The following is a 25,436-nucleotide window of genomic DNA, read 5'->3' as shown; positions in this document are numbered from 1 at the left end:
GTGTCACGGGAGTTCATCGGATCCAGACAGGCTTCAGGTGGTCACATTGCCGGCGCGGGCGTGCTTGCGCTCGAGCAGGATGAACCAGACATTGCGGAAATAGATCACGAGGCCAGCCGCCTGCCCGGCAATGAAGACCGGATCCTTGCGATAGATCGCATAGACGAGCAGCAATCCACCGCCGACGATCGAAAACGTCCAGAACGCGGCCGGAACCACGCTGCGCCGCGCGCGCTCGCTGGCAATCCACTGCACGACGAAGCGCATGGTGAAGAGCGCCTGCGCCGCAAATCCAAGCAGGATCCAGACGTCGAACTGCTGCACGAAGACCGAGTGCAGCCAGTTGCTCAGTTGGCTCATCAGACTAGCCATCGACCTTAACCTCCACGGGGCGCGGAATCCGCTTCCGCCGCCGCCTGAGCCACCAGACGCCAAAGAGATCGGCAGCGCCGACCAGCGCCCGATCGAGAATTCCATATTTCGACACGCCATGTCGGCGGCTGCGGTCGACGACATCAATGTGCCCGACCGTATAGCCCTCGCGAATGGCGAGCGCCGGCAGATAGCGGTGCCAACCATCGAAATAGGGGAAGAGCAGGAAGACTGGGCGCCGGATTGCCTTCAGGCCGCAGCCGGAATCGCGCGTGCCATCCTGCAATATCGCGCCACGCAACTTGTTGGCGAGGCGCGAGGCAATCCGCTTCGCACCCGAATCCGTACGCTTCAGCCGTTGGCCGGCGACGATCGCCATCGCCGGACCGCCCTTCTCGAGCGCATCGACCAGCGCCGGCATGAAGGCCGGATCGTTCTGGCCGTCACCATCGATCGTGATGACGATGTCGCCACGCGCCGCCAGAAGGCCCGTGCGGACCGCTGCGCTCTGGCCGCAGGATTGCGGATGTCGCACCGCCCGCAGCCAGTCGCGCTCCCGCATCATCCCCTTGAGCACCGCATCCGTGCCATCATCGGACCCGTCATCGACCACGATCACTTCGAAGGAGCGGCCGGAAAGGGCGGCAGCGATCTCGCCGATCAGCTCGGGGATGTTCTCCGCTTCATTCTTGCACGGGATGACAACAGAAAGGGCCGGCCGCGCACGGATCGTCGAACCATCAAATGTCATCGGCGCGATCTCGTTGGATGCGGGGAACGCCATGAGAACCATCTCCGATGGACAAGAGCGCGGGAATCCAGACCCGTCGCCCGATAAGGGCGTCGATCAGCCCAGCTATGACAACAATAATGCGCGCCGGACTGTCGAAGACATAGGTAATGGCCGCAGCGCGCGCCCTTATAAGGCCCTCGGGTCCGCGTGCAAAGGCCCAGCCGGCGGCGGCAAAGCGTCCCGCGAGCCAGAGGCTGAACACATAGCCGAACAACAGCCCGCCAACGATGTCGCTCGGATAATGCGCGCCGACCACGACGCGGCTCGCCGCTATGCCGAGAGCGAGCGCCATCAGCCAGATCCGCAGTCTGGGCACGACGAGGAAGCCGATTGCGATCAGGGCGCCCGCCGTCGCCGAATGGCCGGATGGAAAGCTCTGGAATTCATAGCTGAAGCGAAAGGGTCGCAAGACCAGCGCGCCATATTCGTCGAAGGTCCCCGGTCGGCCCCGGCCGATGAACTGCTTGGCAATGTTGAGCGCGATGCCCGAGCCCGCGATTGCGCCGAAAATATAGGCTGCAAAGGCGCCGATCTCCGCCCAGAACGCCGCGACGCGGCGCGGCACCATCGACCAGCGGCCGAAAAGCAGCAACAGCACGAGAATCCCGGCCGGATAGAGTTCCCAGGCAGAGAGGCCCAGTTCGGTCAGCAGGCCGAAGAACCAGCGGCCGATCGCCGGCACCTCGCGCGCGCGCTCGACCGAGAGACGGTCGAAGGCGAGGCCGACGGCGAGCACGACCAGAAGTGAGAACACCGTCAGCACGGCGATTTCGGACCGGCGCAGTGCCGATGGATTGATGGCCGGCCGCTCGCGATAGCGTGTGATCCGCGCTCCGATGGCGGTGAGATTGGCGCCGATCCTCTCGTTGATCACCGCGAAGCGCCGTGCGCCGACCGACCTCAAGGAGCGGCCCCACCGCGCAGGAAGACATTCAGTTCCAGCATCCGACCGCCGTTGATGTTGTAGCCCTTGACGACGCCGAGCGGCTTGAGCGTCAGCCCGAGATCGTCGGCACGGCTGCTGAAACCCGACAATTGGCGCTTTTCTATGAATGCGACGCGGCACGTACCACCGCCGAGGAAGTTCGCGGCGCGCTCGCCGTCGACCAGAAGCGTATTGGTGCCGCCGACGAACACGAGGCTGGGCTCGTCGAAACCTGCACTGGCGAAGTCTGGATCCGGGCAGGCCGGATCGCTGCGCCCGGTGCGGACGAGGTTCTCGCTGATCCGGATCATGTCAAAGGATGGCAGGATGACGCCGAGCGTCCCGGCATAGGTCAACGCCGCTGTTGCGATTGCCAGCATCGCGCTCGCCAGCGCCGAGATGCGGAAGAGCCGGCCCGACGCGACGCCGACGGCGATCGCCACGATCAGGATCGCGATGCCGAAGATAGGCATGGCCTCGTGCAGAAGAATGGCGATCACGATCGCAGCGATCGCCAGAGCGAGGGGAAAGAGCGCCGCGCCGGATGCCGCGAAGCGTGCAAACCAGCCCGAGAAACCACGCCGGATCCCGCCGCTGTCGAGCACATCCGCGGTGACGAGTGCGATCAACGGATAAAGCGGCAGAACGTAGTGCGGCAGCTTGGTCGCCATCGCCTCGACGGCAAGCCAGAACGGCACCACCGACGCCATGGCATAGAGCACGGTCGGCCGCTTCAACTGGTCCAGTACCCAGCCGAAACCGGTCGAGAAATAAGCGGCAACAGGCCAGAACGTGAAAAAGAACGTGAGGAGGTAGGCGCCTGGCGGCGCGCCATGCGATTCCTGCACGTCCGAGACCTTGCCGAGCAGGTCGCGGCCGAGCGCTTCCTGGAAGAAGGCTCCCTTGCTCGCGATCCCGATTGCGACGAACCAGGGCAAGACGACGATGAGCATCCAGATGAAGCCCGGCAGCGGCGCAAGCCGCTTCAGCCACGAAAACGAGCCCCGCACGATCGAGAGGACGACAACGGGGCAGAGGATCGCACCGACGCCGACGGGCCCCTTGATGAGGATCGAGACGCCGAGCGCCGTCCAGAAGATCGCAGCGAGCTTGAAGCTTCGCTCCCGCGTGTCGGCGAGCCAGGCCCGCACCAGCGCGCCATGCGCGGCCACGATCGTCGCAAGCAGAACGGCATCCGTCTTGGCGAGCCGCGCCTCGACACCGACCAGCACCGTGGAGGCGAGCAGGAGACCAGCCAGGAGCGCGAGGCGTGGCCGGCCAAAGGCCATGGCGAGCCACCATGTCAGGCAGGAAGCCGCCAGAATTCCGAAGAGCGAGGCAAGCCGATAGACGGCGATCGGCGCGTCGGGACCTGTACCGGTGAGCCATACCGCGGCCGATTGCAGCCAATAGATCCCGATCGGCTTCTTGTAGCGGGCCTCGTCCTGAAAGCGGATGTCGAAATAATTGCCGGTCTCGACCATCTGGTGTGTCGCCTGCGCAAAGCGCGGCTCGTCGCGATCGATGGGTGGCAGCGTGAAGAAGCCCGGCAACACACAGATCAGGGCGACGAGCACTATGGCCGCCAAGCTTGCAGCGCGGGAGCAGGCAACCCTGTCGAGGCCGCCTTCGATCGTCGCAGCCAGCTTCAGCCAAAACGGCGAGGCGGACATCTCGGGGGCTTCGGCCTTGTTCACGCGTCGAACCGTCTGATCTGTTTCACATTGTTCCGACTGAGCGGGATACAGCGAAGTCGCGACGCCAGCAACCGCACAGAGATGGCGATTGGATGACGTCCTGCGATCATGGTCACATCCACCCTGTCTCCGGCCGTGCTAAGCCCCGCCCACTCTGGCGACCCGGACTGGGTTCACCACCTGAATCGGCTGACGAACGACGATTCATCCGTTCGGAAGCCATGGCTGATAGGATCAGCTTCTCGATCGATCGGCGATGGCACTTTTCTGTCGCCTGAAGAGCGGAGCGTGGCCCAGCGCCATGTCGACCGGATTGCGTGTTAGGAACGGCTCATGGATGGACTGATCTCCCTCGGGCTCCTGCTGATCGTTGCGCTTCCCGTCATGCTGATCGCGTCCTTCGTGATGGGCATCAAGGCGCATCGACGGATCACCGCGCTCGAAGCCCGTCTCGCGGCGCTCGACGGCAGATCACTGGTCGCCGTGCAGCCGCCAGTCGGTCCGGACGTCAGTCCCGAGACGCCGGTCGCAATTGTTGCGCCTGCGGTTGAAGCGGAGACGGTTCCGGCAAGCGAGCCGGTCCCCGAACCCGAATCGCTCCTGCCGCCCGATGAGCCTGCCTCCGCGGCCGGACCGTCGGTCGCTCGTCCGAAGGAGAGCCTCGAACAAAGGCTTGGAACGCGCTGGGCCGTGTGGGTCGGAGGCCTCGCGCTGGCGCTCGGCGCGATCTTCCTCGTGCGCTATTCGATCGATGCCGGCCTGCTCGGGCCCGGTGTGCGGATCGCGTTTGGCGCCGCCTTCTCGCTCGCCCTGCTCGCGGCCGGCGAATGGCTGCGTCGCTCCGACCGCGTCACGGCGTTCTCCGCGATCCCATCGGCCAATATTCCCGGCATATTGACCGCTGCTGGCACCGTCGGGCTCTTCGCCACCGCCTATGGGGCCTACGCGCTCTATGGGCTAATCGGGCCGACGGCGGCGTTTGTCCTGCTCGCGCTGATCAGCCTCGGCACAATGGCGGCGGCTGCCCTGCATGGACCATGGCTCTCCGGCCTTGGCCTGGTCGGCGCCTATGCAGCACCGCTGCTGGTCGGCTCAGACGCGCCCGATATCGCGATGCTGATGAGCTATCTGACTCTCGTCACTGCCGCCGCCTACGGCCTCGCGCGGCTCCGGCAATGGCGCTGGCTCGCGATCGCGGCCGGAATCGGCGCCGTCGGCTGGGGCTTCCTGCTGCTGACTTCGCCGGCGGCCCCAATCGAGAGCGGGATCTATGCCGTCGTCATGCTGGTACTCGCCGCCTTCTTCCTCATCATCGACGTGCAGCGTGACAGCGAACCGTCCGGGCGCCCGGATTGGCTGGCCGTCGGCGTCGTCTGGGCGATCGCGGCGCTGCTCGTCGCCGGCGCGATGGCGAGCGACTATGAGACAGCATCGATCATTGCGAGCCTTATCGGCGGTGCGATCCTTCTCGTCATCGCCTGGCGATACGATGCCGTCGCGCTGGCTTCGCCCGGAGCGGCCGGGCTGGCGCTCGCCCTGCTCTATTTCTGGCCGGCGGCGCGCCAGGCGGCTGCCGAGCCGACGACCCAGATCATCGATGCCGTCAGCGCTTATCTCCCGCTGCCCGACGCGATCAATGCCTTCGCGGCGGTCGCGGCGGCGAGCGCCGCGGCGCTGATCGCGACAGCGCTTGCCCGGCTGAGAACCACGCCCGAGCCCGGCCGATTCGCGATCTCAGCCCACGCAGCCGCCGCGACGGCCGGCCCGCTGCTGATCGCGATCGTGGCCTATCTCCGCATCACCGGCTTCGTCTCGAATGTCAGCTTCGCCGCGCTGACGCTGGCGCTCGGCTTCCTTTATGCGGTTTTGACCGAGCGCTTTGCCCGCCGAGAGCGGGCTGACGCGCCATCCGATCAGATACCGACCGGCCTCTTTGCCGCCGGCGCAGTTGGCGCCGTCGCCCTGTCGCTGACGATGGCGCTCGAAGGCGGCGTGCTCACCACCTCCTTTGCACTGGCGAGCCTGGGCGCGGCCTGGGTGCAGCTTCGCCGCCCCATAACGGCGCTGCGCTACGCGGTCGGCGTGCTGGCGCTGCTGACGCTCGCCCGCGTCGCCTGGGATCCCTATATCTTCGGAACGCGTTCCGGCAGCGGCATCTATCTATCGATCCTGTTCGGCTACGGCATACCGGCTGCAGCCTTTGCCGGCGCCTCGACCCTGCTCCGGCGGGTCCGCGAGGATCGCGCCGTCCATGCCGCCGAGGCCCTCGCCGTGATCATGGCGGCACTCCTCGTCATCTTCGAAATTCGAGCCTTCACCTTTGGCGGCGACCTGCTCAAGCCCTCTACGGCACTCAGCGAGCAGGGCCTCACGACGGTCGCGGCCTTCGCCTTCGCGCTCGGCCTCTCGCGCCTCTCCCAAAGCCGCCCGAGCCCGGTCTTCCGGATCGGCGCGGTCCTGGCGCGGCTGCTCGGCCTCACCAATGCCGTGCTGGCACTCGGCTTCGTGGTCAACCCGATCCTGACGGGCATCGCCGTGGCCGGCGGCGCTATCTTCAACGAGATCCTGCTCGCCTATGCGCTGCCCGCCATCCTGGCCGCGCTGATCGCGGCGTCCCCCCTGCCCGCCGCCGCACGTCCCGTCCAGCGCTGGCTCCGCAGCGCCACTGGCCTCGTGGCATTCGCCTTGGCCTTTAGTGCGATCTCGCTCGAGATCCGCTTCCTGTTCGCGCAGGCTCCCGACCTGACGGTGGACAGCATCGGCTCGGCCGAATCGTACACCTATTCCGCCGCCTGGCTCGTCCTCGGCCTCGCACTGCTGCTGGTCGGGCTCGTCTTCGACATGAAGGCGGCCCGCCTCGCTTCGGCAGCCCTGATCCTTCTGACGGTGCTCAAGGTCTTTCTCGTCGACATGGCCAACCTGGAGGGCGTCTGGCGGGCTTTCTCGTTCATGGGGCTCGGCATCGTGCTGATCGGGATCGGCCTGCTCTACCAGCGCCTGCTCTTCGGCCATGGCGGCTCCCGCGCGGAACCCGCGTCGGAAGGGACGGGGCAGACACCTTGATCAGACAGGGAACCTTGTGTGTGGGACAGCCGTTTCCACACTGAGAGGAGACCCAATATGCCCAATCAGCCGAACCAGCCCGACCCCAATCCCAACAACATGCCGCCGGTGCACGATCCCGTGCCCGAGCCGGAGCCGCCGAAGGGACCTCCCGACATCCCCGGGAACGTGCCGCAGGAATTGCCCGACCAGGATCCGCAGGAAATTCCCGCGACCAATCCCAAGGGCCGACATCCCTATCCGGTCGAGGATCCCGGAATAGACGACCTGCCGGGCGCGGAACCGGATTATATCCCGCCGATCCGGCCCGAGCCGCCCGTCATGTGACGCAGCGCTTGACGGCATGGCTCGGCGACGCCATGAACACGTGTCGAACCTCACCATGCCTCAGCCAGATCCATCATCACCCATCCTGATCGTCGGCCCCTCCTGGGTCGGCGATATGGTCATGGCTGCAAGCCTGGTCGCGGCGCTTCGTGCCCGTTACCCTGGCAGGCCTATCGACATGCTCGCGCCTCCGGCAGCTTTGCCCATGGCTACGCTGATCGAAGGGGTGCGCAACACCATCCCCCTTGGGCTCGGCCATGGCGAATTCGGCCTCGTCGCGCGCTGGAAGCTCGGCCGGTCGCTGCGCTCGGCCGGCTATGGCACGGCGATCATCCTTCCGCGCGCCTTCAAGGCAGCCATCCCGACCTTCGCAGCAGGCATCCCCGAGCGCATCGGCTATTCCGCCGAGGGCCGTGCCATCCTGCTCACCGATGCCCGGCCCGACAGCGAGAGGAAGACGGCGCGCACCATCGACCGCTTCGTGGCGCTCGCGAATCCGAGGGAGGCAGTCGTTGCCCGCTCGGCCTCCCCAAGTCCCGCCTCCTCAAGTCCCGCCTCCCCTCGACCCGTGCTGCGCCATCCCGACGCGCCGAGCGCCGAACTGCTCGACAAGTTCGGGCTGGTCGGCAAGGGCCCTGTGCTGGGCCTCTGTCCCGGCGCCGAATATGGCCCGGCCAAGCGTTGGCCGGCCGAGAAGTTCGCTGGACTCGCGCGCCTCGCCCATGGTCGCGGCTATCGCGTCCGGCTCTTCGGTGGGCCGAAGGACAGGGCGATCACGGCCGAGATCGCGGACAAGGCCGGCGTGCCTGTCGATGACCTTGCCGGCCGCACCTCGCTCGTCGAGGCCGCGACGCTGCTTTCGGCGTGTGACGTCGTCGTCTCCAACGATTCGGGCCTGATGCACGTCGCTGGCGCGCTCGATCGTCCGCTCGTCGTCCTTTATGGCTCGAGCTCGGAAAAAATGACGCCGCCCACGGCGCCCAATGCCGAGGTCGTTTCGCTCGATCTCTCCTGCCGGCCCTGTCACAAGCGCGTCTGCCCGCTCGGGACGCTGGCCTGCCTCGAAGGTATTGATCCGGTGACGGTTTTCGCCGCGGTCAACCGTGTTGCCGACACGGCGCGGCGGGCGGGCAGTTCCATCGCCTGACGAGTTGCGCTATCCAACCGGCCCCCGACCGGCGAATATGCGCCGGCGGAACGAGTGATGCTGATGACGCTTCCTGCGAGAGACGGCCGCGATACGATCCTGGTCACCGGCGGCGCCGGTTTCATTGGCTCCAACATGGCGCGCGCGCTTGCGGCCGATGGCTGGCGGGTCGTCGTCGCGGACTGGTTCGGCACGGGCGGCAAGTGGAAGAACCTCGTCGATGTCGGGCTCGACGACATCATACGCCCCGAAACCACGCTCGGCTGGCTCGCGGCCAATCATCGCCGCGTCGAGGTCATCGTCCATCTTGGCGCGATCTCGGCGACGACCGAGCCGGATGTCGACCTGATCGTCGAGCGCAATATCCGCGCGACGCTCGATCTCTGGGCCTTCGCGGCCGAAAACGATCTGCGCCTGATCTATGCGTCGTCAGCGGCGACCTATGGCGGTGGCGAAGCTGGTTTCATCGATGAGCAGCACGCCGATTATCTCGCCCGCCTTCGCCCACTCAACGCCTATGGCTGGAGCAAGCTCGCCACGGACCGCCGCATCATGTCCGACGTCGGCGCGGGCCGGCCGACGCCGCCGCAATGGGCGGGGATGAAGTTCTTCAACGTCTATGGCCCGCATGAGGCGCACAAGGACGACATGCGATCGGTGATCCACAAGATCTATCCGATCGCCGCGGCCGGAGAGACGGTATCGCTCTTCCGCTCGCATGATCCCGACTATGAGGATGGCGGCCAGTTGCGCGATTTCGTGCATGTCGACGATTGCGTCGCCGTGATGCGCTGGCTGGTCGCTAGCCCCTCGATCAGCGGCATTTTCAATGTCGGCACCGGCCAGGCGCGCAGCTTCGCCGACCTCGCCCGCGCGGTGTTCGCGGCGCTCGGCCAGGAGCCGAAGATAGCCTATGTCGACATGCCGGAGCGGATCCGCAAAGGCTATCAGTACTTTACGGAGGCCGATATGTCGAAGCTCCGCGCCCGCGGCTATAATGCCGATTTTCTGTCGCTCGAAGAGGGTGTCCGCCGCTATGTGGATTTCCTGCGCGCGACTGACGACGCCGGTTGAAGCCGTGACCCAGCAGCCCGCCGCCTTTCTCGACCGCGACGGCGTCATCAATGTCGATGACGGCTATGTCTACAAGCCGGAAGCGCTCCGTTTCATCGACGGCGCGCCGGCGGCGATCCGCCGCCTGAACGAGGCCGGCTATCTCGTGATCGTCGTAACCAACCAGTCCGGCGTTGCGCGCGGCTACTATACCGAGGCCGAGATGGACGCCTTCCACGGCCATCTGCGCGCCGAGCTCGCAGGCCATGGCGCCCGCCTCGATGCGATCTATACCTGCCCCTATCACCCCGAGGCGACGATCCCCATCTATCGGCAGGATCATCCGGATCGGAAACCCAATCCCGGCATGATCCTGCGCGCCTTCGGCGATTTCCCGATCGACCGCGGGCGCTCCTTCCTGATCGGCGACAAGGACACGGATCTGATCGCCGCCATTGCGGCCGGAATTCCGGGTCACCTGTTTGCCGGCGGCAACCTTGACGATTTCCTCTCATCGGTGCTCTTAGCGACCGACGAATAGACGGAATGCACGGGACCACGATGCTGGATGAACGTCACACCGGGCGGGTCGCTGTCATAGGCGACGTCATGATCGACCGGTACATCACCGGCTCGGTCAATCGGATTTCGCCCGAAGCGCCCGTGCCGGTGCTGCTCCACAGCGCAGGGCGCGTCGTCGCCGGCGGCGCCGCCAATGTCGCCGCCAATGTGTCGGCGCTCGGCGCTCGGGTGCATCTTGTCGGGCTGGTCGGTGCCGATAACGAAGCGCGGGAACTGCGCGACGTTCTCGGTCAGCACGGTGTCACCAACCTCGCCGGCCTGGTCGTGGATCCCGCCAGACCAACGGTCACCAAGACCCGCGTCATGAGCGGACGACAGCAGATCGTGCGCATCGATGCCGAGAACACCAGCTTTCCTGGCACAGAGATCGAGGCGGAACTGGTCGAGGCCGGCAAGGTGGCGATTGCGGATGCCGATGTCGTCGTTCTCTCCGACTATGCGAAGGGCGTGCTGTCCGACCGCGTGATCACCGCTCTGATCACGGAAGCGCGGTCGCGCAACGTGCCGATCATCGTGGACCCGAAGCGCCGCACCTTCGAGGCCTATCGCGGCGCGACGCTCGTAACCCCCAATCGCAAGGAACTCTTCGAGGCGACCGGTCTGCCCGACGACACCGACGAGACGGCCGCTATCGCGGCAGCAGCTGCCGCCGGACAATTCGGTGGCGACGTGCTCGTGACGCGGGCCGAGAAGGGCATGACGCTCTGGCGCCAGGGTGGCGCGGTCACGCATGTTCCGGCCGAGGCACGCGAGGTTTTCGACGTCTCGGGCGCCGGCGACACGGCGCTGGCCGCCCTCGCCGTCTCGATCGCCGAGGGGCTGCCGGTCGAATCGGCCGTGGGTGTCGCCAATGCGGCGGCAGCGATCGCCGTCGGCAAGCTCGGCACCGCCGTAGTGACGCGCGCCGAACTGAACGCGGCCCTGAACCGTACGCCGCTCGCCGGTTTCGAGCCCGGCGCTCTGGCCGAGCGTGAGCGGGCGGCGCAGATCGTGCGGAACTGGCAGGCGCTGGGCGAGCGCGTCGTCTTCACCAATGGCTGCTTCGACCTCGTCCATCCCGGCCACATCGCGATCATCGAACTGGCGGCGAATGAAGGCGACCGGCTGGTTGTTGGCCTCAACACCGACTCGTCCGTCAAGCGCCTCAAGGGTCCCTCACGCCCGCTCCAGGATGAAATCGCGCGCGCACGCGTCATTGGAGCGCTGCGGGCCGTCGACCTCGTCGTGCTGTTCGAGGAGGATACGCCACTGGAAATCATCCAGACGCTGAAGCCGGACGTGCTGGTCAAGGGCGCCGACTATCAGGAGCACGAGGTGGTGGGCGCCGATTTCGTCAAGGCGCATGGCGGCCGGCTTGTGCTGGCGCCGATCGTTCCCGGCAGATCGACCAGCGCGCTGGTCAAGCTCGCGAAATCATGAAGACTCTCGGCGCGGCGCGGAACTGGGCCGTCGCGAAGGCGCTGCCGCTCTGGTCGTCCCATGGTCGCGACGGCGCGCTCTATCATGAACGCCTCGATTTCGAGCATCGCCCGGTGGCACTGCCGGCACGTCGGCTGATGGTTCAGGCGCGACAGATCGCGACCTTTTCGCGCGCGAGCCTCGCCGGCTGGCACGGAGCCGACGACGCGCACATGGCGGGCTGCCTCGCTTCTGTCGAAAGGCTCTATTTCCGCGCCGATGGCGGCGACGGCTGGGTCTTCTCGATCGATCCGGCAGGCCGGCCGGCCAATGCCACGCGCGACCTCTATGCCCATGCCTTTATCCTCTATGCGCTGGCCTGGAGCTTCCGCCAGACCGGCGATCCCGGCACGATCCGCCTTGCTGACAAGACGCTCGATTCGATCGACACGGTGCTTGCGGCACCGCTCGGCGGCTTTCTCGACGCCGCGCCGAGCACCGATCCGACCCGCCGGCAGAATCCGCATATGCACCTGCTCGAAGGGCTGCTCGCGCTCTATGAGGCGACTGGTTCCGAGCGCTATTTCGTCCGGGCGCAGGCTCTGGTCGGGCTGGCGCGGAGCCGCTTCATCGATCCCAGGAGCGGCGCCCTGCTCGAGGATTTCGGCCCCGACTGGCAACCGCTGAACCCCGCCGGCTCAAACCGGGTCGAACCCGGACATCTCTTTGAGTGGGCTTGGCTTTTCGAGGAGTATAACCGGCTCGGCGGCGACGTTCCGATCGGCATCGTCGACGGCCTCCTCGCCTTCGGCCTCAGGCACGGCCTTGACGGAGAGACCGGGCTGATCGTCGATGCAGTGAACGAGACTGGCGCCTGCACGGCGCGGACGGTGCGGTCCTGGCCGCATGCCGAGGGCGTCAAGGCGTTCGCTGCGGCCGCGAAGCGGGGTCAGCCGGGCGCGGCCGAGATGGCGGACTATCTGCTCGGCCGGCTGATGGATAGCTTCGCGCCGGATGAACTGCATGGCGGCTGGATCGATCGGCGCGGTGTCACAGGCGAGCCGCTGGTCGACCATATGCCGGCCAGCACGCTCTACCATATTGCAGGCGCGATCCTCGAGGCTGATTCCCTATTCGGATCAGATCGTTCCGCCTGATTCTTCGATCAGATTGACAAGTTCGTTCCAGACCCTGCCGGCCGCGTGCCCGGCGAGGCAGGGCGGTCCCTCGCCGAAATCCGGCTTGATCCGGCATTGCGTCTGTTCGCAGGGCGCGCAAGGCAGGCCAGCGACCAACTCGACGACATGCGGCCCGACGAGCCCAGTCAGGCCCGGATTGGTCGGGCCATAGAGCCCGACGGTCGGGATGCCGAAGGCGGCAGCGAGATGGCCGAGGCCGGTATCGACCGTCACCACGGCCGAGGCCGCGGCAATCCTCGGGATGATCGCGTCGAGGCCGGCCGGCGGCTCCAGATGGACGTGGTCCAGCCCGCGGGCGATCGCCTCCGCCCTGCCCGTCTCGACCTTGCCATGGGCGAAGAGGACGACGTCGCGGCCGGTCTCACCGGCGCGGGTTGCGATCGTGCGCCAGCCGTCAACGGTCCAGGTCTTCGTCTTCCAACTCGTGCCGTGGATGAGGACAACGCGTTGCCTTTGCGTTGCCCCTGCATTGCCTATGATTGCCTTTGGATCGAGTCCGGGTGCCGCCGGGCCCTCCGGCATGGGATAGCCGAGCGCGGCGGCGAACAGGCGGCGGATGCGGGTCGCCATGTGTTCGGTCTCGGGGATGTCGTGACCGACCGTATAGGCGAGCGTCGCCAGCCCTTCGCGGGCACTACCGCGGCCGAAGCCATGCCGGCTGGAGGCGCGGGCCAAGCGATCGACGAGGGCGCTTTTGACGAGCCCCTGCGCGTCGATCAGGATATCGTAATGTTCGGAGCGAAGGTCGGCGATCCGAGCCCTCGCCTCGGCGAAGGTGGCGCGCGGCGCCTTTTTCAGCCGGCGAATCGGGAGCGCGATGACCTTGCGGACGGCGGGGTGGAGGCGGGCGAGCGGCGCGAAGGCTTCGTCGACCACCCAGTCGATGGTGAGATCGGGAATGGCGCGCATGACATCGGTCAACGCCGGAAAGCTGTGGACGACGTCGCCGAGCGAGGAGAGTTTGACCAGGAGGACGCGCATGCCGATCCGCGAGGGCCGAAACGGCCGGACCATCGGAATGCCGCAAAGCGACTTCATCCGCAACCCGACAGATCGATTGACCGCCGCACCGCGACTTTTTACTAATAGTGAAATTCATTTCGGGAGAGTTCGATGACGCGTCTTGCGACCCTGCAATCCATGCTGCGCCAGGCCGGCGTCGATGCCGTCGCGCTCGGGCCGGGGCCGCATATGGCCTATATCGCCGACGTCCACCCGCATGCCGATGAGCGCCCCTGCCTGCTGGTCGCGACGCCGACCGGAGCTGCCTTCCTGATGCCGGCGCTGAACGCGGAGGAGATGCGCCGACAGACGGAGCTTCCCTTCTTCACCTGGGCGGACGAAGACGGCCCCGACGCCGCGCTCAAGGCGCTGGTCGAGTCGGTCGGCCTCAAGCAGGGCGCGAAGCTCGTGCAGGTCGACGAGACGATGCGCGCCGATTTCGCCCTCCTCTTCATCGAGATGCTCGGCGGGCCGCAATCGAAATTCGCGGCCGAGACGGTCGGGCGGATGCGCCTCTCCAAGGATGCGGCAGAAAAGGCCGAGATCCTGCGCAATGCCGAGATCGACGATCTCGCGATGGAAGCAGCTTTCGCCACGATCAAGCCCGGCGTGACCGAGCGCGAGATCGCCGAGGCCGCCAAGAATGTCTTCAAGGAATTCGGCGCGACGCCGCTCTTCACCATTGTGGGCGCCGGCGGCAACGGAGCCTTCCCGCATTATGCCACCGGCGACCAGGCCGTCGCCGAAGGCGATGCGATCGTGATCGATATCGGCGCGCGCTCCGGCGCCTTTTCGAGCGACCTGACCCGCATGGCCTATGTCGGCACGCCGAGCGCGGACTATTTGAAGGTGCACGCGGTCGTCGAAGCAGCCGTGCAGGCCGCCTGCGCCGCCGCCAAGCCCGGCGTGGCGGCCAGGGATGTCGACGCGGCCGCGCGCGGCGTGATCACGGCGGCCGGCTATGGCCCCTATTTCACCCACCGTACCGGCCACGGCCTCGGACTCGAAGGCCATGAGCCGCCCTACCTGACGGCGACGAGCGAGACGATCCTCGAAGAGGGCATGGTGTTCTCGATCGAACCCGGCATCTACCTGCCGGGCAAGTTTGGCATCCGCCTGGAGGAGATCGTGATTCTCGAAGCGGACGGACCGCGCATCGTCAGCCGCCTGCCGCGCGATGTCTTCGTCGCGCCCATCGAGGCCTGACGATGGGCGACGGCGTGGATGATCCCTTCACGCTCGAGATCATCGCCTCCTCGCTCTCCGCGGCGGCGGATGAGATGTTCGCCGTGCTGCGCAAGACGGCGATGAGCCCGATCATCTATGAGGTGCTCGATGTAGGCACGGGCATCACCGATGCCCATGGCGATCTGGTGAGTTCCGGTGCCGGCATCCCGACCTTTGTCGGCATGCTCGACAAGGCGGTGAAGGCGATCATCGCGCTGACGCCGGCCGACGAGATCCGGCCCGGCGATATCTTCGCCACCAACGATCCCTATTTCGGCGGCGTCACCCATCTGAACGACGTCGTCCTCGCCATGCCGGTCTTCGCCGAAGGCCGCCTGATCGCCTGGACGGCCAATGTCGGCCATTGGAGCGATATTGGCGGCGCGGTGCCTGGCTCGATGTGGACCGAGGCCTCCGACATCTTCGCCGAGGGGCTGCGCCTGCCGGCGATCAAGCTTTTTGATGCCGGCGAGCCGGTCAAGCCGGTCCTCGCCATCCTCAAGGTCAATTCGCGCCTGCCCGATTTTCTCGAAGGCGATCTCTGGGCATCGATTGCGAGCATCCGCAAGGGCGCCGAGCGGGTTGAACGCCTGGTCGCGACCTATGGCGCCGAAACGGTCGAACGGGCGATCTCGGCCCTCTACGACTATGCCGAGGCGCGCTCGCGCCAGGGTCTCGCCCTGCTGCCCAAGGGGCGGCTGACGGTCGAGGAGCAGCTCGACGACGGCACCATCTGGAAAGCGGCGATCGAAATCACCGACGATCGCTTCATCGTCGATCTACGCGACGCGCCGGACCAGCGCGCCCGGCCGACCAATCTGAGCCGCGACGGCGCCGTCATCGGTTGCCAGCTGGTGTTCAAGATGGTGGCGGCGCCGGACATGGTCTGCAATGCCGGGTCATTTCGCCCGCTCGAGGTGCTGACGCGGCCGGGCTCGGTGTTCGATCCCCTTCCGCCGGCACCGCAGGGCTTTTATTTCGAAACCCGCGTGCGGCTCTACGACATGCTCTGGCGGGCGCTCGCCGAGGCTTCGCCGGAGCGATTGCCGGCCGGTCACTTCGCCTCGATCTGCTCGATCGTCATCGCCGGTCGTCACCCCATCACCGATCGGAACTTCACCCTGGTCGAACCGCAGGTCGGCGGCTGGGGCGCGAGCGCGACCCGCGACGGCCTCAATGCGCAATTCTCGGCCGGCCATGGCGATACGTTCAACTGCCCGATCGAGATCGCCGAGGCACGCTATGGCCTCGACTACCAGACGCTCGCGCTGAACGACGAGCCGGGCGGCGCCGGGCTGCATCATGGCGGCAAGGGCATCGTCTCGGAATATGCCGTGCGCGGCCGCGATACGCAGCTCGGCGCAGGCTTCAGCCGCAGCGTGGTGCCCGTCTGGGGCCTGAATGGCGGGGAACCCGGCACCACCAACCGCGTCGAGCTGGTGCGCACGGACGGCAGCACAGAGCGCTACGCCGTGGTGAGCGCCCTCCCCGTCGCGCCTGGCGAGATCATCCGCATCACGACCGCCCAGGGCGGCGGCTGGGGCAAGGCGCCGGAATAGGCCTGTTCAGGCGATGGCGAGGTCAGGCGATGGCGGCCTGGCTCGGCGGCAGCTCGGCGATATGGATGCGGTTGCGGCCGGCGACCTTGGCGAGGTAGAGCGCGCTGTCGGCGCGGGCGTAAAGGCTGGAGACCGTATCGGATTCAAGCCCCGCCGCGATGCCGGCGGAGAAGCTGTATCTGAAATCCGGTCGTTCGGGGAACGGCATGGATGCGCGAACCACGGCCAGCATGCGCTCGGCGATCAGGTTGGCCTGTTCGATCGACGTGTTGGGCAGCACCAGCATGAACTCTTCGCCGCCGACACGGCCGAAACAATCGGTCCGGCGAATCTGCTGCTGGATGCGCCGGGCGAAATCGGTCAGCACCAGATCGCCGGTCAAATGGCCGAATCGATCATTGATCACCTTGAAATTATCGAGATCGAGGATCGCGACGCAGCCGAGCACCGTGCGGGGCTCCGCCGGCCGGTCCAGCATGTCGTCGATCCGCGCCATGACATAGCGACGGTTGGCGGCGCCGGTCAGGTCGTCCGTGTGGGCCGTCTTGATGGCGAAGTCGCGATCCTGGCGCACGGCGCGGTCTTCCGCCTTGAGCTCGGTAACGTCGCTCGCAATGCAGAGCATCCAGCCGTCGGCCTGCACGGTCTCCGTCATCCAGAACCACCGGCCATCGACCACGTCGGTCTCGAAGGCGCGAAACCCGGCCTTGCCGCGGCGTGCCTGCGTCGAGAATAGCCATGCCTCGAAATCGGGATTGCGAATGACGGTGCCCCGGCCGAGGAGGAAATTCCGCCGCATCAGCTCCGACCAGAGCGGCTCCTCGCCGAGCTCGACGAAGAAGGCCGATCGAAATGCCGGGTTCGCATAGCGAAGACGGTCAAACCCGTCATAGGCCGATACCAGAACCGGCGTGGTTTCGTAGATCTGGAAGAGTTTCGCGACGACTTCGTCCATAGAGTCTCATCGAAACGAGAGCCGAATACAGTGGCTACGGTCTACAGCGCATGCTGACAATTCAAATATTGTGCAGCCGCAAGTCAAGAGTGCAGCGCAAAATAAACCAACGTCAGCTGTAGGCTCTCGTTGCTTTCAACTCTCGATTGGAATAGGCGGCGAGAGCGCCCGGCGGTGCGATACGGCCGCAATCAGCACTACGGCCGCGCCGAACTGGTGCAGGAGCGCCAGGTCGATCGGGACGACCGTGAGCAGGGTCGAGACGCCGATGCCGGCCTGCACCAGGACCAGCGCCGCCAGATGGCGCGCGCGCCGCGCCGCACGCGACCGGCGCACCAGTTTCCAGGCCTGATAGGCGTGGACGAAGGAGCCGATCAGCAGCAGATAGGCCACCATGCGATGGTCGAACTGCACGGTCATCACATCCTCGAACACGCTGCGCCAGATCGGGTCGTAATCGTAGACGCGCGCCGGGATGATGGCGCCGTCCATCAGCGGCCAGGTGTTGTAGGTGAAGCCGGCATCGAGCCCGGCGACGAGCCCGCCTAAGAAGATCTGCAGGAAGACGATCACGATGAGCGCGGTCGCCATGCCCTTGAGCGGCAGGCTCGCGACGCGATCCTCGCCATCGTCGGCGGCAAGGCCACGCCGGATCCAGACCGTCGCCGCGAGAATGAAGCAGGCGAGGAGAAGATGGGTCGCCAGCCGGTATTGGCTGACGTCGACGCGGTTGACGAGGCCGCTCGCCACCATCCACCAGCCGACGGCGCCCTGCAGGCCGCCGAGCACGAACAGGCCGAGCAGCGGCGGCACGAGCTTGCGCTCGATCCGCCCCGTCAGCCAGAGCAGCACGAAGGGCACGAAGAAGACCACGCCGATCAGCCGGCCGAGCAGGCGATGCCCCCACTCCCACCAGAATATGCTCTTGAAGGCATCGAGCGTCATGCCCTTGTTCAGCATCTCATATTGCGGGATCTGCTGGTATTTCGCGAACTCCTCCTGCCATTCGGCGAGGTTGAGCGGCGGGATGACGCCGTGGATCGGCTTCCATTCGGTAATCGAAAGGCCGGAATTGGTGAGGCGCGTCGCGCCGCCGACGACGATCATCGCGACGATCATGACGATCACGGCGCCGAGCCAGACGCGGATCAGCGCGCGATCGCGGCGCCTGTCGCGCACGGGCGCCTTCGAGGCGGGCGCGCGGCTCGCGGGCGCTTTCGGGCTGGAGCCGGCCAATGAAACACCATCCGTCATCATCGCACCTCGATCTCACCCCGCCGCACGGGAATTATCGGCTGGCGCGCCCGCCGACAACCGGCAGGTCGTCGCAGGGGCGGGCGCGCCCGACCGTTTGCCGTCTTCGCACGAACAGGTTATGCCGACACATCGTCCCTTTTTGGGATGCGTCATCGCTTCGGAATGGAACTCGCATGCCCGAACGCCTCCGCAAATTCATCGGCATGGTCGCGCTCGTCGTTCTGGTCGTCGTCTATGCGCTGGTCGCCATGACGATCGCCGCCGCCAAGCTGCCGGGCACGCCCGGCTATGTGCAGGCGCTGTTCTACGTGATCGGCGGACTGCTCTGGATCGTGCCCGCCGGCGCGATCATCGCGTGGATGCAAAAGCCGCCCGCGCCGCGCTCCTAGCGCCACCGCCCGAGAGCCGGTGGAAGCCGGCCTCCAGCACATAGGGCAGGCCCGACAGGAAGAGATCGAGATAGCGGATCGACTGGTAGCGGCCGTTGATCGAGATGCGCGGCAAGGCCGTCAGGCGTTGGCCGCCGCCGGCGCGCAACACGCCCCGGCGCGTCGTGACCGCACTGGTGAAGCCGAGCTCGGCCGCCATGGCGAACTCCCGCTCACCTGCCGTCAGCGCCGAGCCATAGGGATAGGCGAAATGGCGCGGCCTTTCGCCGAGGATCGCGGCAATGCGCTCGCGGCTCTCGCGCATTTCGTCTCGGGCGCGGGCGGCATCGAGCCTAGCCAGCGCATAATGGCCCACCGTATGGGCGCCAATGGTGACGAGCGGATCGGCGGCGAGCCGGCTGATATCGGCCCAGTCCATCATCTCGCGATCGAGCATGGCGGCGATATCGACGCCGTGGCGGATCGCGATCGTGCTGACGGCACGGCGCTGCTCGTCTTCGTCCGCCGCGACCAGCGCGCAGATCAGCCGGTCGCAGGCGATGGCCTTCTCGGCCGACGTGCGGGCGGTGAGCGCGAGCCGCGCCCCTTCGATCGTCGCATCGATGCGGTCGTTCTGGGCAATGACGGCGCCGATGACGTCCCACCAGGGCGAGGCCTCGCGATCGACCAGCCCTGTCGCGACATAGACGGTGAACGGCGCCTCGAGCGCTTTGAGGACCGGATAGGCCTCGACGATATTGTTGCGATAGCCGTCATCGAAGGTGAGCACGGCGAAGCGCCGCGCCCGCCTGCCCTCCCCGAGCCGCCGCAGCGCCTCGTCCATGTCGACAATGTCGATGTCGCGCGCGCGGAGCCGCTCGACGACACTGCGCAGAAAATCCGGCGTGACTTCGAGATGGTCGTTCGGGCGGAAGCCGTCGCCGCGAGCCGGCCGGACGTGATGAAACATCAGGATCGCGCCGGCGCCCTCGGTCCGCGCGGAGAGCAGCCGATGCGCGCCGCTCCAGTAGAGCGCGTTCAGCCCCGCCTTGACGCCCAGACTTCTCAGACCCTGCATCGAGCGCCATCATCCACATCAAGCTACCGTATCGTCAGGCTCTTACGAACCCGACGTTTACACTAGGTTGATAGCACCGAAGAATTCGACGAAGGGGAGCAGCGCGGCATGGACGGGTCTGGAGCGAGCGAGGCCCGGCACGCACCGCCGCAGACGGCGCTCGACACGGACGCGATCGAGATCGGCGTGCATGAGCGGATGGGCGCGATCGAGGCGGAGTGGCGCAGAGCGGCCACTCTCTGGCCGATCTCGGTCTACCAGAATTTCGACTGGGTCGACTGCTGGGTGAGTACCGCGACGGGGCCGCAGCGGATCCGCCCGGCGCTCGTCACGCTGCGAATCGCGGGGCGGCTCGCCGCGATCCTCCCGCTCGGGATCGAGCGTGTCGGCCCGCTCCGTATCGCGCGCTTTCTCGGCGGCGAGCACGCCAATATCCGCATGCCGCTGTTCGACCCCGCCCTGTTCGCGCGGCTGGACGCCGAGGGCAGCGACCGCCTGCTTGGCCGGATCGCGCGGGCGATCAAGGGCATCGACCTCATTGATCTCGACGCCATGCCGGTGATGTGGGATGGCAGGCCGGTGCCGCTTGCCGCCCATCCCGTCGCCCGGCCGGCGCGGACCGATGTCGGGGCGATGGCGCTCGGCCCGGATTTCAAGGCCGTGCTGGCGGCCCATCACGGCGCCAGGAAGGCCAAGAAGCATCGCTGGCAGGTCAACGCGCTCGCCCCGGTCGGCGGCTACATGGTCCGCCGCGCGGCCGATGCAGACGAGGCGCTGGCGCTGCTCGACGCTTATTTCGCGCAGAAGGCCGCCTGGTTCCGCGCACAGGGCATCGCCGACAGTTTCGCCGAGCCGGGCGTGGCTGCATTCTTTCGCGCGCTCGTCGCGCGGCGCTGGCGGACCGGCGCGCCGATCATCGAACTCGACGCGGTGATCGTCGACGGCGCCGTGCAGGCGATCCTCGGCAGCGGCACGGAGCATGGCCGCCTGAGCGGCTATTTCCTCTCGGTCGCCAATACTGAATGGCGCCGCATCAGCCCCGGAGAATTGCTGATCCATGACGTCGTGGCGGCGAGCTGCACCCGCGGCCTCGCAATCCTCGATCTCGGCCGCGGCGACGAGCGCTACAAGACGTCATGGCTCGACCAGCGCGAGCCGCATGTGCGCGTACTTATCGGGGTGACGTGGCGCGGGCGGCTCGCCGTGGCGCTGTTCGGGCAGGCCGGACGGGTCGAGCGCGCGCTCCGCGGCAATCCGAGGCTCTGGGGCCTCGCCAAATCGCTCCGCCGACGCCTGGGCGGCCGGCGTACCGAGCCGGCCGGCGCCGATTGATCAGGCCGCCTGCGTCTCCGGGTCGGGCTCGTCGGCGAGCGGCGGCATGTCGGCGATGAGCAGCATGATCTCGACCGGTGAGACGGCAGCCATCGCGGCATAGCCGGGCAGCGCCGCCGGTTCCGCCTCGTCGGCATCCGCCACCACCACCACGGCGCCGGCGGTCGGCGCCAATGCACCCGCCATTTCACCTGCCGCATCGATCAGAATGTGATCATAGGTATGGTCGAGTGCGTCGAGGATGGTGGCGAAGCGCGGGCTCGCCGCCATGTCGCTCGAGAGCGTCGCCGTGCCGCGCGGGATGACATGGGCGCGCGAACGGCGATCGCGGAAGATCACTTCCGTGAAGGAAGCCGCGCCCGCGAACAGATCGAACAGGCCCGGTGTGATCTCGTCCACCATCGCCATCGCCTTGCCATCGGCGGCATCGGCATGGAGATCGACGAGGAGCACGCGGCTGCCGCGCCGCGAAAGCTGGCGGGCGAGTGCTACGGCTGCGAGCGGCCGGCTTGCGGCCTCGCTCTTCGCCGGCGCGAGAATGACGCGCTTCGCCTTCGCGGCCGTGATGCGATCGACGATGGCGCGCAGCGAATCGCGGTCGTCCACCGCCACCAGCCCCGCCAGCGACGGATCGGAGGGCACGGCGTGAAGCGGCGTCGGCGCCGTATCACTCCGGCCGCTGCGTTCACCCGATGGAAGCGGGGCCGGCGCCTGGGGCGATCCGTCGAACACGATGCGGCGCAGCGCACGGCCGCTCGCCAGTTCGCGCACGAGCACGAAGACGAGGGCGAGCAGCAGGAGCGCCGTGGTTGCCGCCGCAGTGATCGGAATCCGACGCGGGAAGGACGGTTCCAGCGGCGTCGCCGCGCGCGAGATCACGCGGGCATCGGCCGGGAGATAGTCGCCGGCCTGGCGCGATGTCGCCTCGCGATAGCGGCGCAGATAGGTTTCAAGCAGGTCGCGCTCGGCCGTCGCCTCGCGCTCCAGCGCGCGGAGCTGGACTTCGGCATCATTCGATTGGCCCGCCACGGTCTTGGCGCGGGCGAGATCGGCATTGATCTCGGCCTCGCTGGCGCGGGCTGTGGCGGCCTCCGCCTCGATGCTCTTCAGAATGCGGCCGGTCTCGCGCTTCACCTGAGCGTCGAGATCGGCGAGTTGCGCGTTCAGCTCGCGAATACGCGGATGCGCCGGCAACAGCGTCGCCGAAAGCTGCGCGATCTGGGCGCGCAGCGAGACCTGCTGTTCGAGCAGCCGCTGGATCAGCGGCGAGCTGAGGACATCCGGCATGTCGAAGGCCGTATCGTTGGAGAGGCCCTTGCGTACGGTCGCGGCCTTCGCTTCCGCCGCGGCGCGAACCGCCTGCACGCGGGCGAGCTCGGCGTTGAGGTCGGTCAGCTTCTGCTGCGAGAGCGACTGGTTGTTGTTCTGCCCGCCGAGGAAGAGATCGCTGCCGGTGCGGAACGTCTCAACCTTGGCCTCGGCATCTGTGACCTTGACGCGGAGATCGGCGATCTGCGCCTCCAGCCATGTCGTGGCGTCGGCATTGCTGGCTCGCTTGGCGTCGCGGTCCAGCGCCAGATACTGATCGGCCACCGCATTGGCGATGCGGGCGGCGAGCGCGGGATCGGACGAGGAGAAATCGATCGTGATGACGCGGGTCTTGTCGACCGAATAGACGGAGAGCCGGTCGGCGAAGCGCTGGAAGACGCGCTCATCCGTCGTCGCGGGACCCGACAGCGCGCCGATACCGAATCCGGCCAGCATCTGGTCGAACCGGCCGATCAGGGATGGCTGGTTGAATTCGGGCAGGTCGGCGAGGCCGAGCTGCTTCACGACCGTCTCGGCCAGATCGCGCGAACCGATGAGCTGCACCTGGCTCGCAACGCCCTCGGCATCGAGCAGCGCCCGCGCCTCCTCCGTGTCGCCGGCATTCTGCGTGATCGCGGATTCGCCCCGCTCGATCAACAGCTTGGCCTCGGCCGTATAGCGCGGCGTCACCAGGCTGAGCCCGAAGAAAAGCGCGATGGCGACGACCAGCACGAAGGCGACGAGCCACGGCAATGCGCGCCCGAGTGCGGCGAACAATGCGCGCATGTCGAGCTCGACATCGTCGATCTCGCGTGGCCGGCCGTCCGTCATGATGGCGAGAATCCTGTTTCCAACAGCGCCATCATGGAAAGTCAGGGTAACCGGCACGTTAATTTTCGGGCCGGGCCGGTCATATTCATGAATCGAAACAGTGGGTCAGCGCTCGCGCTTTACGCGGCATTAACCATGAGCGGCGACAGTCCGCTCACTGCTTCACCCCGATCGGGAACGCCTGACCGATGCGTTTCTTCCTCCTCGCTTTGACGCTGATCGCGACCGCCCTCCTCGGCGGCTGCACGAGCAGCTATCCGCCGCCGGACCCGGCAACGTACAAGGCACTCGTCGCGCCCTATCGCCTCGACAGCGGCGACCGGCTGCGCGTGGTCGTCTTCGGCCAGGCGGACTTGACCAACAGCTATACGATCGACCAGGCCGGCATGATCTCCATGCCGCTGGTCGGCACGGTGGCGGCGCGCGGCCGCACCACGCAGGAGATAGAGGCCGATATCGCGACCAAGTTGCGCGGCGGCTATGTGCGCAATCCCGATGTCTCGGTCGAGGTCGATCGCTACCGCCCCTTCTTCATCATGGGCGAGGTCACGAGCGCCGGCCAATATCCCTATGTCACCGGCATGACCGTGCAGACGGCGGTCGCGATCGCCGGCGGCTTCACGCCGCGCGCCCAGAAATCCGATGTCGACGTGACGCGCCAGGTGAACGGCAAGGTCATGACCGTCCGCCTGCTACCCACCCAGCCGGTCTATCCCGGCGATACGCTCAACGTGCGCGAACGTCTGTTCTGATCCTATGGCCCCATCCCCTTCTTCCGTCGCAGTGCCGGAGCGGGGCCTTCGGATCGTGCACTGCTTCCGCTCGCCGGTCGGCGGCATCTTCCGCCATGTGCGCGATCTCGCGCTGGCGCAGATCGCCGACGGCCACAGCGTCGGCATCGTCTGCGACTCGTCGACGGGCGGTGCCCGCGAGGAGGACCTGTTTCGAGAGATCGCGCCGCTTCTTCCCCTCGGCCTCAACCGGGTGCCGATGAAGCGGCAGATCTCGCCAACCGATTTCGTCGCCCTGATGCGCGTCTTCCGCAGCATCAAGGCTCTCAATCCCGATGTCATCCATACGCATGGCGCCAAGGGCGGCGTGTATGGACGAATGATCGGCACGTTCTTGCGGGTCTCTGGTAGTCGCGTGGCCCGCATCTATTGTCCGCATGGCGGCAGCCTGCACTACGATCCGCGTTCGCATTCGGGTCGCGTCTTCTTCGCGCTCGAACGGCTGATGGAGCGGATCACCGACGCCTTCGTCTTCGTCAGCCGCTACGAGGCCGATGCCTATGCGGCAAAGGTCGGCCGGCCGACCAAGCCCTGGCGCATCGCGCCGAACGGCATCCGGCCCGAGGAATTCGTGCCCGTGCGGGAAAACGCCGACGCGGCTGATTTCCTCTATATCGGCATGATGCGCGACCTGAAGGGGCCGGACCTCTTCATCGACGCGCTCGCGCGGCTTCGCGACCAGCGCGGCGTCGCGCCAACGGCCGAGATCGTCGGCGACGGGCCGGACAAGCCGCGCTACGTCGCGAAGGCCGAGCGGCTCGGCCTTTCTGCGACCACGCGCTTCCACGATGCGATGCCGGCCCGCGCCGCGTTCGCGACGGCACGCATCGTCGTGGTGCCGTCCCGCGCGGAATCGATGCCCTATATCGTGCTGGAGGCGATCGCGGCCGGCCGCCCGCTCGTCGCCACGCGCGTCGGCGGCATTCCCGAGATTTTCGACGCGGCCGCGGACAGGCTGGTGCGGCCGGGCGACGAACCGGCGCTCGCCGAAGCGATGGCGGCGCTCCTCGACGACCCGGAACGGGCGCAAATGGAGGCCGAGGCGCTACGTGCATCGATCGAGCCTCGCTTCTCGGTCGAGGCCATGGCGGCCAATGTCGCCGGGCTTTATAGCGCGAGCCTCGCCCGCTGACATTCCCTTGCGCCTGCAAAGCTTTGTTAGGCGTCGGCTG

22 protein-coding genes are annotated in these 25,436 nt (G+C 66.8%); 13 read left to right on the top strand and 9 right to left on the bottom strand.

The window, feature by feature from the left end; all coding sequences use genetic code 11:
* Positions 1–33: 33 nt before the first annotated feature.
* Genes QO014_RS02975 through QO014_RS02960 form a run of 4 tightly spaced genes read right to left on the bottom strand, consistent with a single transcriptional unit; the run spans position 34 to position 3,787 of the window.
* The gene (locus QO014_RS02975; RefSeq protein WP_266347153.1) at positions 34–372 is read right to left on the bottom strand and encodes a lipid-A-disaccharide synthase N-terminal domain-containing protein; all 339 of its coding nucleotides are present in this window, start codon (positions 370–372) and stop codon (positions 34–36) included.
* Entirely contained in the window at positions 365–1,123 is a 759-nt protein-coding gene (locus QO014_RS02970; RefSeq protein ID WP_266347152.1) for a glycosyltransferase family 2 protein, read from the bottom strand. The genes QO014_RS02975 and QO014_RS02970 overlap by 8 nt, the downstream gene beginning before the upstream one ends.
* The gene (locus QO014_RS02965) at positions 1,113–2,069 is read right to left on the bottom strand and encodes a phosphatase PAP2 family protein (RefSeq protein ID WP_266347151.1); all 957 of its coding nucleotides are present in this window, start codon (positions 2,067–2,069) and stop codon (positions 1,113–1,115) included. The genes QO014_RS02970 and QO014_RS02965 overlap by 11 nt, the downstream gene beginning before the upstream one ends.
* Positions 2,066–3,787, bottom strand: coding sequence for an ArnT family glycosyltransferase (locus QO014_RS02960; RefSeq protein WP_266347150.1), 1,722 nt, complete (start codon positions 3,785–3,787; stop codon positions 2,066–2,068). Before QO014_RS02960 ends, QO014_RS02965 begins: the two co-directional genes overlap by 4 nt.
* Before the next feature lie 333 nt (positions 3,788–4,120).
* On the opposite strand from QO014_RS02960, the gene QO014_RS02955 reads away from it, so the two are divergent.
* The 7 genes from QO014_RS02955 (at position 4,121) to QO014_RS02925 (ending at position 12,514) form a co-directional block, all read left to right on the top strand.
* On the top strand, positions 4,121–6,850 hold the full coding sequence (locus QO014_RS02955; protein ID WP_266347149.1) for a DUF2339 domain-containing protein: 2,730 nt from the start codon (positions 4,121–4,123) through the stop codon (positions 6,848–6,850).
* Between the two features lie 57 nt (positions 6,851–6,907).
* A complete protein-coding gene (locus QO014_RS02950) occupies positions 6,908–7,177 on the top strand; it encodes a hypothetical protein (protein ID WP_266347148.1) in 270 nt (89 codons plus the stop codon).
* Positions 7,178–7,193: 16 nt separating this feature from the next.
* Positions 7,194–8,324, top strand: a complete 1,131-nt coding sequence (gene waaF, locus QO014_RS02945; RefSeq protein WP_307257437.1) for a lipopolysaccharide heptosyltransferase II — start codon at positions 7,194–7,196, stop codon at positions 8,322–8,324.
* Between the two features lie 63 nt (positions 8,325–8,387).
* Positions 8,388–9,398 (top strand): ADP-glyceromanno-heptose 6-epimerase, encoded by a 1,011-nt coding sequence (gene rfaD / locus QO014_RS02940; protein ID WP_266347146.1) that lies wholly within the window; start codon positions 8,388–8,390, stop codon positions 9,396–9,398.
* Complete coding sequence (locus tag QO014_RS02935; RefSeq protein WP_266347145.1) at positions 9,361–9,918, top strand: D-glycero-alpha-D-manno-heptose-1,7-bisphosphate 7-phosphatase; 558 nt, start codon at positions 9,361–9,363, stop codon at positions 9,916–9,918. Before rfaD ends, QO014_RS02935 begins: the two co-directional genes overlap by 38 nt.
* A 20-nt stretch (positions 9,919–9,938) precedes the next feature.
* Positions 9,939–11,378 (top strand): D-glycero-beta-D-manno-heptose-7-phosphate kinase, encoded by a 1,440-nt coding sequence (rfaE1, locus tag QO014_RS02930; RefSeq protein WP_266347144.1) that lies wholly within the window; start codon positions 9,939–9,941, stop codon positions 11,376–11,378.
* Positions 11,375–12,514 (top strand): AGE family epimerase/isomerase, encoded by a 1,140-nt coding sequence (locus QO014_RS02925; RefSeq protein WP_266347143.1) that lies wholly within the window; start codon positions 11,375–11,377, stop codon positions 12,512–12,514. Before rfaE1 ends, QO014_RS02925 begins: the two co-directional genes overlap by 4 nt.
* On the opposite strand, the gene waaC is transcribed toward QO014_RS02925, so the two are convergent.
* Complete coding sequence (gene waaC / locus QO014_RS02920; protein WP_266347142.1) at positions 12,497–13,537, bottom strand: lipopolysaccharide heptosyltransferase I; 1,041 nt, start codon at positions 13,535–13,537, stop codon at positions 12,497–12,499. The genes QO014_RS02925 and waaC overlap by 18 nt on opposite strands.
* A gap of 132 nt (positions 13,538–13,669) precedes the next feature.
* On the opposite strand from waaC, the gene QO014_RS02915 reads away from it, so the two are divergent.
* Positions 13,670–14,764 (top strand): M24 family metallopeptidase, encoded by a 1,095-nt coding sequence (locus QO014_RS02915; protein WP_266347141.1) that lies wholly within the window; start codon positions 13,670–13,672, stop codon positions 14,762–14,764.
* Positions 14,765–14,766: 2 nt separating this feature from the next.
* On the top strand, positions 14,767–16,344 hold the full coding sequence (locus QO014_RS02910) for a hydantoinase B/oxoprolinase family protein (protein WP_266347140.1): 1,578 nt from the start codon (positions 14,767–14,769) through the stop codon (positions 16,342–16,344).
* Between the two features lie 22 nt (positions 16,345–16,366).
* On the opposite strand, the gene QO014_RS02905 is transcribed toward QO014_RS02910, so the two are convergent.
* Both QO014_RS02905 and QO014_RS02900 read right to left on the bottom strand, forming a co-directional pair.
* Positions 16,367–17,299 carry a sensor domain-containing diguanylate cyclase gene (locus tag QO014_RS02905; RefSeq protein ID WP_266347139.1) on the bottom strand — a complete coding sequence of 311 codons (933 nt, stop codon included), beginning with the start codon at positions 17,297–17,299 and terminating at the stop codon, positions 16,367–16,369.
* A 135-nt stretch (positions 17,300–17,434) separates the two neighbouring features.
* Positions 17,435–18,556: a COX15/CtaA family protein gene (locus QO014_RS02900; RefSeq protein ID WP_266347138.1), complete on the bottom strand. Its 1,122-nt coding sequence runs from the start codon at positions 18,554–18,556 to the stop codon at positions 17,435–17,437.
* 173 nt (positions 18,557–18,729) lie between these two features.
* Here QO014_RS02900 and QO014_RS02895 point away from each other — a divergent pair, with 173 nt between their 5' ends.
* On the top strand, positions 18,730–18,945 hold the full coding sequence (locus QO014_RS02895; RefSeq protein WP_266347137.1) for a DUF2842 domain-containing protein: 216 nt from the start codon (positions 18,730–18,732) through the stop codon (positions 18,943–18,945).
* Here QO014_RS02895 and QO014_RS02890 read toward each other — a convergent pair.
* Positions 18,905–20,002, bottom strand: coding sequence for a polysaccharide deacetylase family protein (locus tag QO014_RS02890; protein WP_266347136.1), 1,098 nt, complete (start codon positions 20,000–20,002; stop codon positions 18,905–18,907). The two genes, QO014_RS02895 and QO014_RS02890, sit on opposite strands and share 41 nt — an antisense overlap.
* Positions 20,003–20,110: 108 nt before the next feature.
* Here QO014_RS02890 and QO014_RS02885 point away from each other — a divergent pair, with 108 nt between their 5' ends.
* Complete coding sequence (locus QO014_RS02885; RefSeq protein WP_266347135.1) at positions 20,111–21,334, top strand: GNAT family N-acetyltransferase; 1,224 nt, start codon at positions 20,111–20,113, stop codon at positions 21,332–21,334.
* Here QO014_RS02885 and QO014_RS02880 read toward each other — a convergent pair whose 3' ends face one another.
* Complete coding sequence (locus tag QO014_RS02880) at positions 21,335–23,473, bottom strand: GumC family protein (RefSeq protein ID WP_266347134.1); 2,139 nt, start codon at positions 23,471–23,473, stop codon at positions 21,335–21,337.
* A gap of 188 nt (positions 23,474–23,661) precedes the next feature.
* Between QO014_RS02880 and QO014_RS02875 the strand changes: the two genes are divergently transcribed.
* Both QO014_RS02875 and QO014_RS02870 read left to right on the top strand, forming a co-directional pair.
* Positions 23,662–24,225, top strand: a complete 564-nt coding sequence (locus tag QO014_RS02875; RefSeq protein WP_266347133.1) for a polysaccharide biosynthesis/export family protein — start codon at positions 23,662–23,664, stop codon at positions 24,223–24,225.
* Between the two features lie 4 nt (positions 24,226–24,229).
* The gene (locus tag QO014_RS02870; RefSeq protein WP_266347132.1) at positions 24,230–25,396 is read left to right on the top strand and encodes a glycosyltransferase; all 1,167 of its coding nucleotides are present in this window, start codon (positions 24,230–24,232) and stop codon (positions 25,394–25,396) included.
* Positions 25,397–25,436: the final 40 nt, after the last annotated feature.

It is taken from the genome of Kaistia dalseonensis (genome assembly GCF_030814715.1).
Lineage (GTDB): Bacteria > Pseudomonadota > Alphaproteobacteria > Rhizobiales > Kaistiaceae > Kaistia > Kaistia dalseonensis.
The sequence above is the reverse complement of the archived record's forward strand: the minus strand, read 5'-3'. Positions and strand labels throughout refer to the sequence as shown.

Bases quoted from the DNA above. Each gene is read 5' to 3' on its own strand.
- QO014_RS02880 (WP_266347134.1), bottom strand. From the start codon at position 23,473: ATGACGGACGGCCGGCCACGCGAGATCGACGATGTCGAGCTCGACATG.
- QO014_RS02975 (WP_266347153.1), bottom strand. From the start codon at position 372: ATGGCTAGTCTGATGAGCCAACTGAGCAACTGGCTGCACTCGGTCTTC.
- QO014_RS02875 (WP_266347133.1), top strand. From the start codon at position 23,662: ATGCGTTTCTTCCTCCTCGCTTTGACGCTGATCGCGACCGCCCTCCTC.
- QO014_RS02925 (WP_266347143.1), top strand. From the start codon at position 11,375: ATGAAGACTCTCGGCGCGGCGCGGAACTGGGCCGTCGCGAAGGCGCTG.
- QO014_RS02950 (WP_266347148.1), top strand. From the start codon at position 6,908: ATGCCCAATCAGCCGAACCAGCCCGACCCCAATCCCAACAACATGCCG.
- waaC (WP_266347142.1), bottom strand. From the start codon at position 13,537: ATGCGCGTCCTCCTGGTCAAACTCTCCTCGCTCGGCGACGTCGTCCAC.
- QO014_RS02900 (WP_266347138.1), bottom strand. From the start codon at position 18,556: ATGATGACGGATGGTGTTTCATTGGCCGGCTCCAGCCCGAAAGCGCCC.
- QO014_RS02895 (WP_266347137.1), top strand. From the start codon at position 18,730: ATGCCCGAACGCCTCCGCAAATTCATCGGCATGGTCGCGCTCGTCGTT.
- QO014_RS02905 (WP_266347139.1), bottom strand. From the start codon at position 17,299: ATGGACGAAGTCGTCGCGAAACTCTTCCAGATCTACGAAACCACGCCG.
- QO014_RS02870 (WP_266347132.1), top strand. From the start codon at position 24,230: ATGGCCCCATCCCCTTCTTCCGTCGCAGTGCCGGAGCGGGGCCTTCGG.
- waaF (WP_307257437.1), top strand. From the start codon at position 7,194: ATGGCTCGGCGACGCCATGAACACGTGTCGAACCTCACCATGCCTCAG.
- QO014_RS02970 (WP_266347152.1), bottom strand. From the start codon at position 1,123: ATGACATTTGATGGTTCGACGATCCGTGCGCGGCCGGCCCTTTCTGTT.
- QO014_RS02885 (WP_266347135.1), top strand. From the start codon at position 20,111: ATGGACGGGTCTGGAGCGAGCGAGGCCCGGCACGCACCGCCGCAGACG.
- QO014_RS02910 (WP_266347140.1), top strand. From the start codon at position 14,767: ATGGGCGACGGCGTGGATGATCCCTTCACGCTCGAGATCATCGCCTCC.
- QO014_RS02955 (WP_266347149.1), top strand. From the start codon at position 4,121: ATGGATGGACTGATCTCCCTCGGGCTCCTGCTGATCGTTGCGCTTCCC.
- QO014_RS02935 (WP_266347145.1), top strand. From the start codon at position 9,361: ATGTGGATTTCCTGCGCGCGACTGACGACGCCGGTTGAAGCCGTGACC.
- rfaE1 (WP_266347144.1), top strand. From the start codon at position 9,939: ATGCTGGATGAACGTCACACCGGGCGGGTCGCTGTCATAGGCGACGTC.
- rfaD (WP_266347146.1), top strand. From the start codon at position 8,388: ATGACGCTTCCTGCGAGAGACGGCCGCGATACGATCCTGGTCACCGGC.
- QO014_RS02915 (WP_266347141.1), top strand. From the start codon at position 13,670: ATGACGCGTCTTGCGACCCTGCAATCCATGCTGCGCCAGGCCGGCGTC.
- QO014_RS02890 (WP_266347136.1), bottom strand. From the start codon at position 20,002: ATGCAGGGTCTGAGAAGTCTGGGCGTCAAGGCGGGGCTGAACGCGCTC.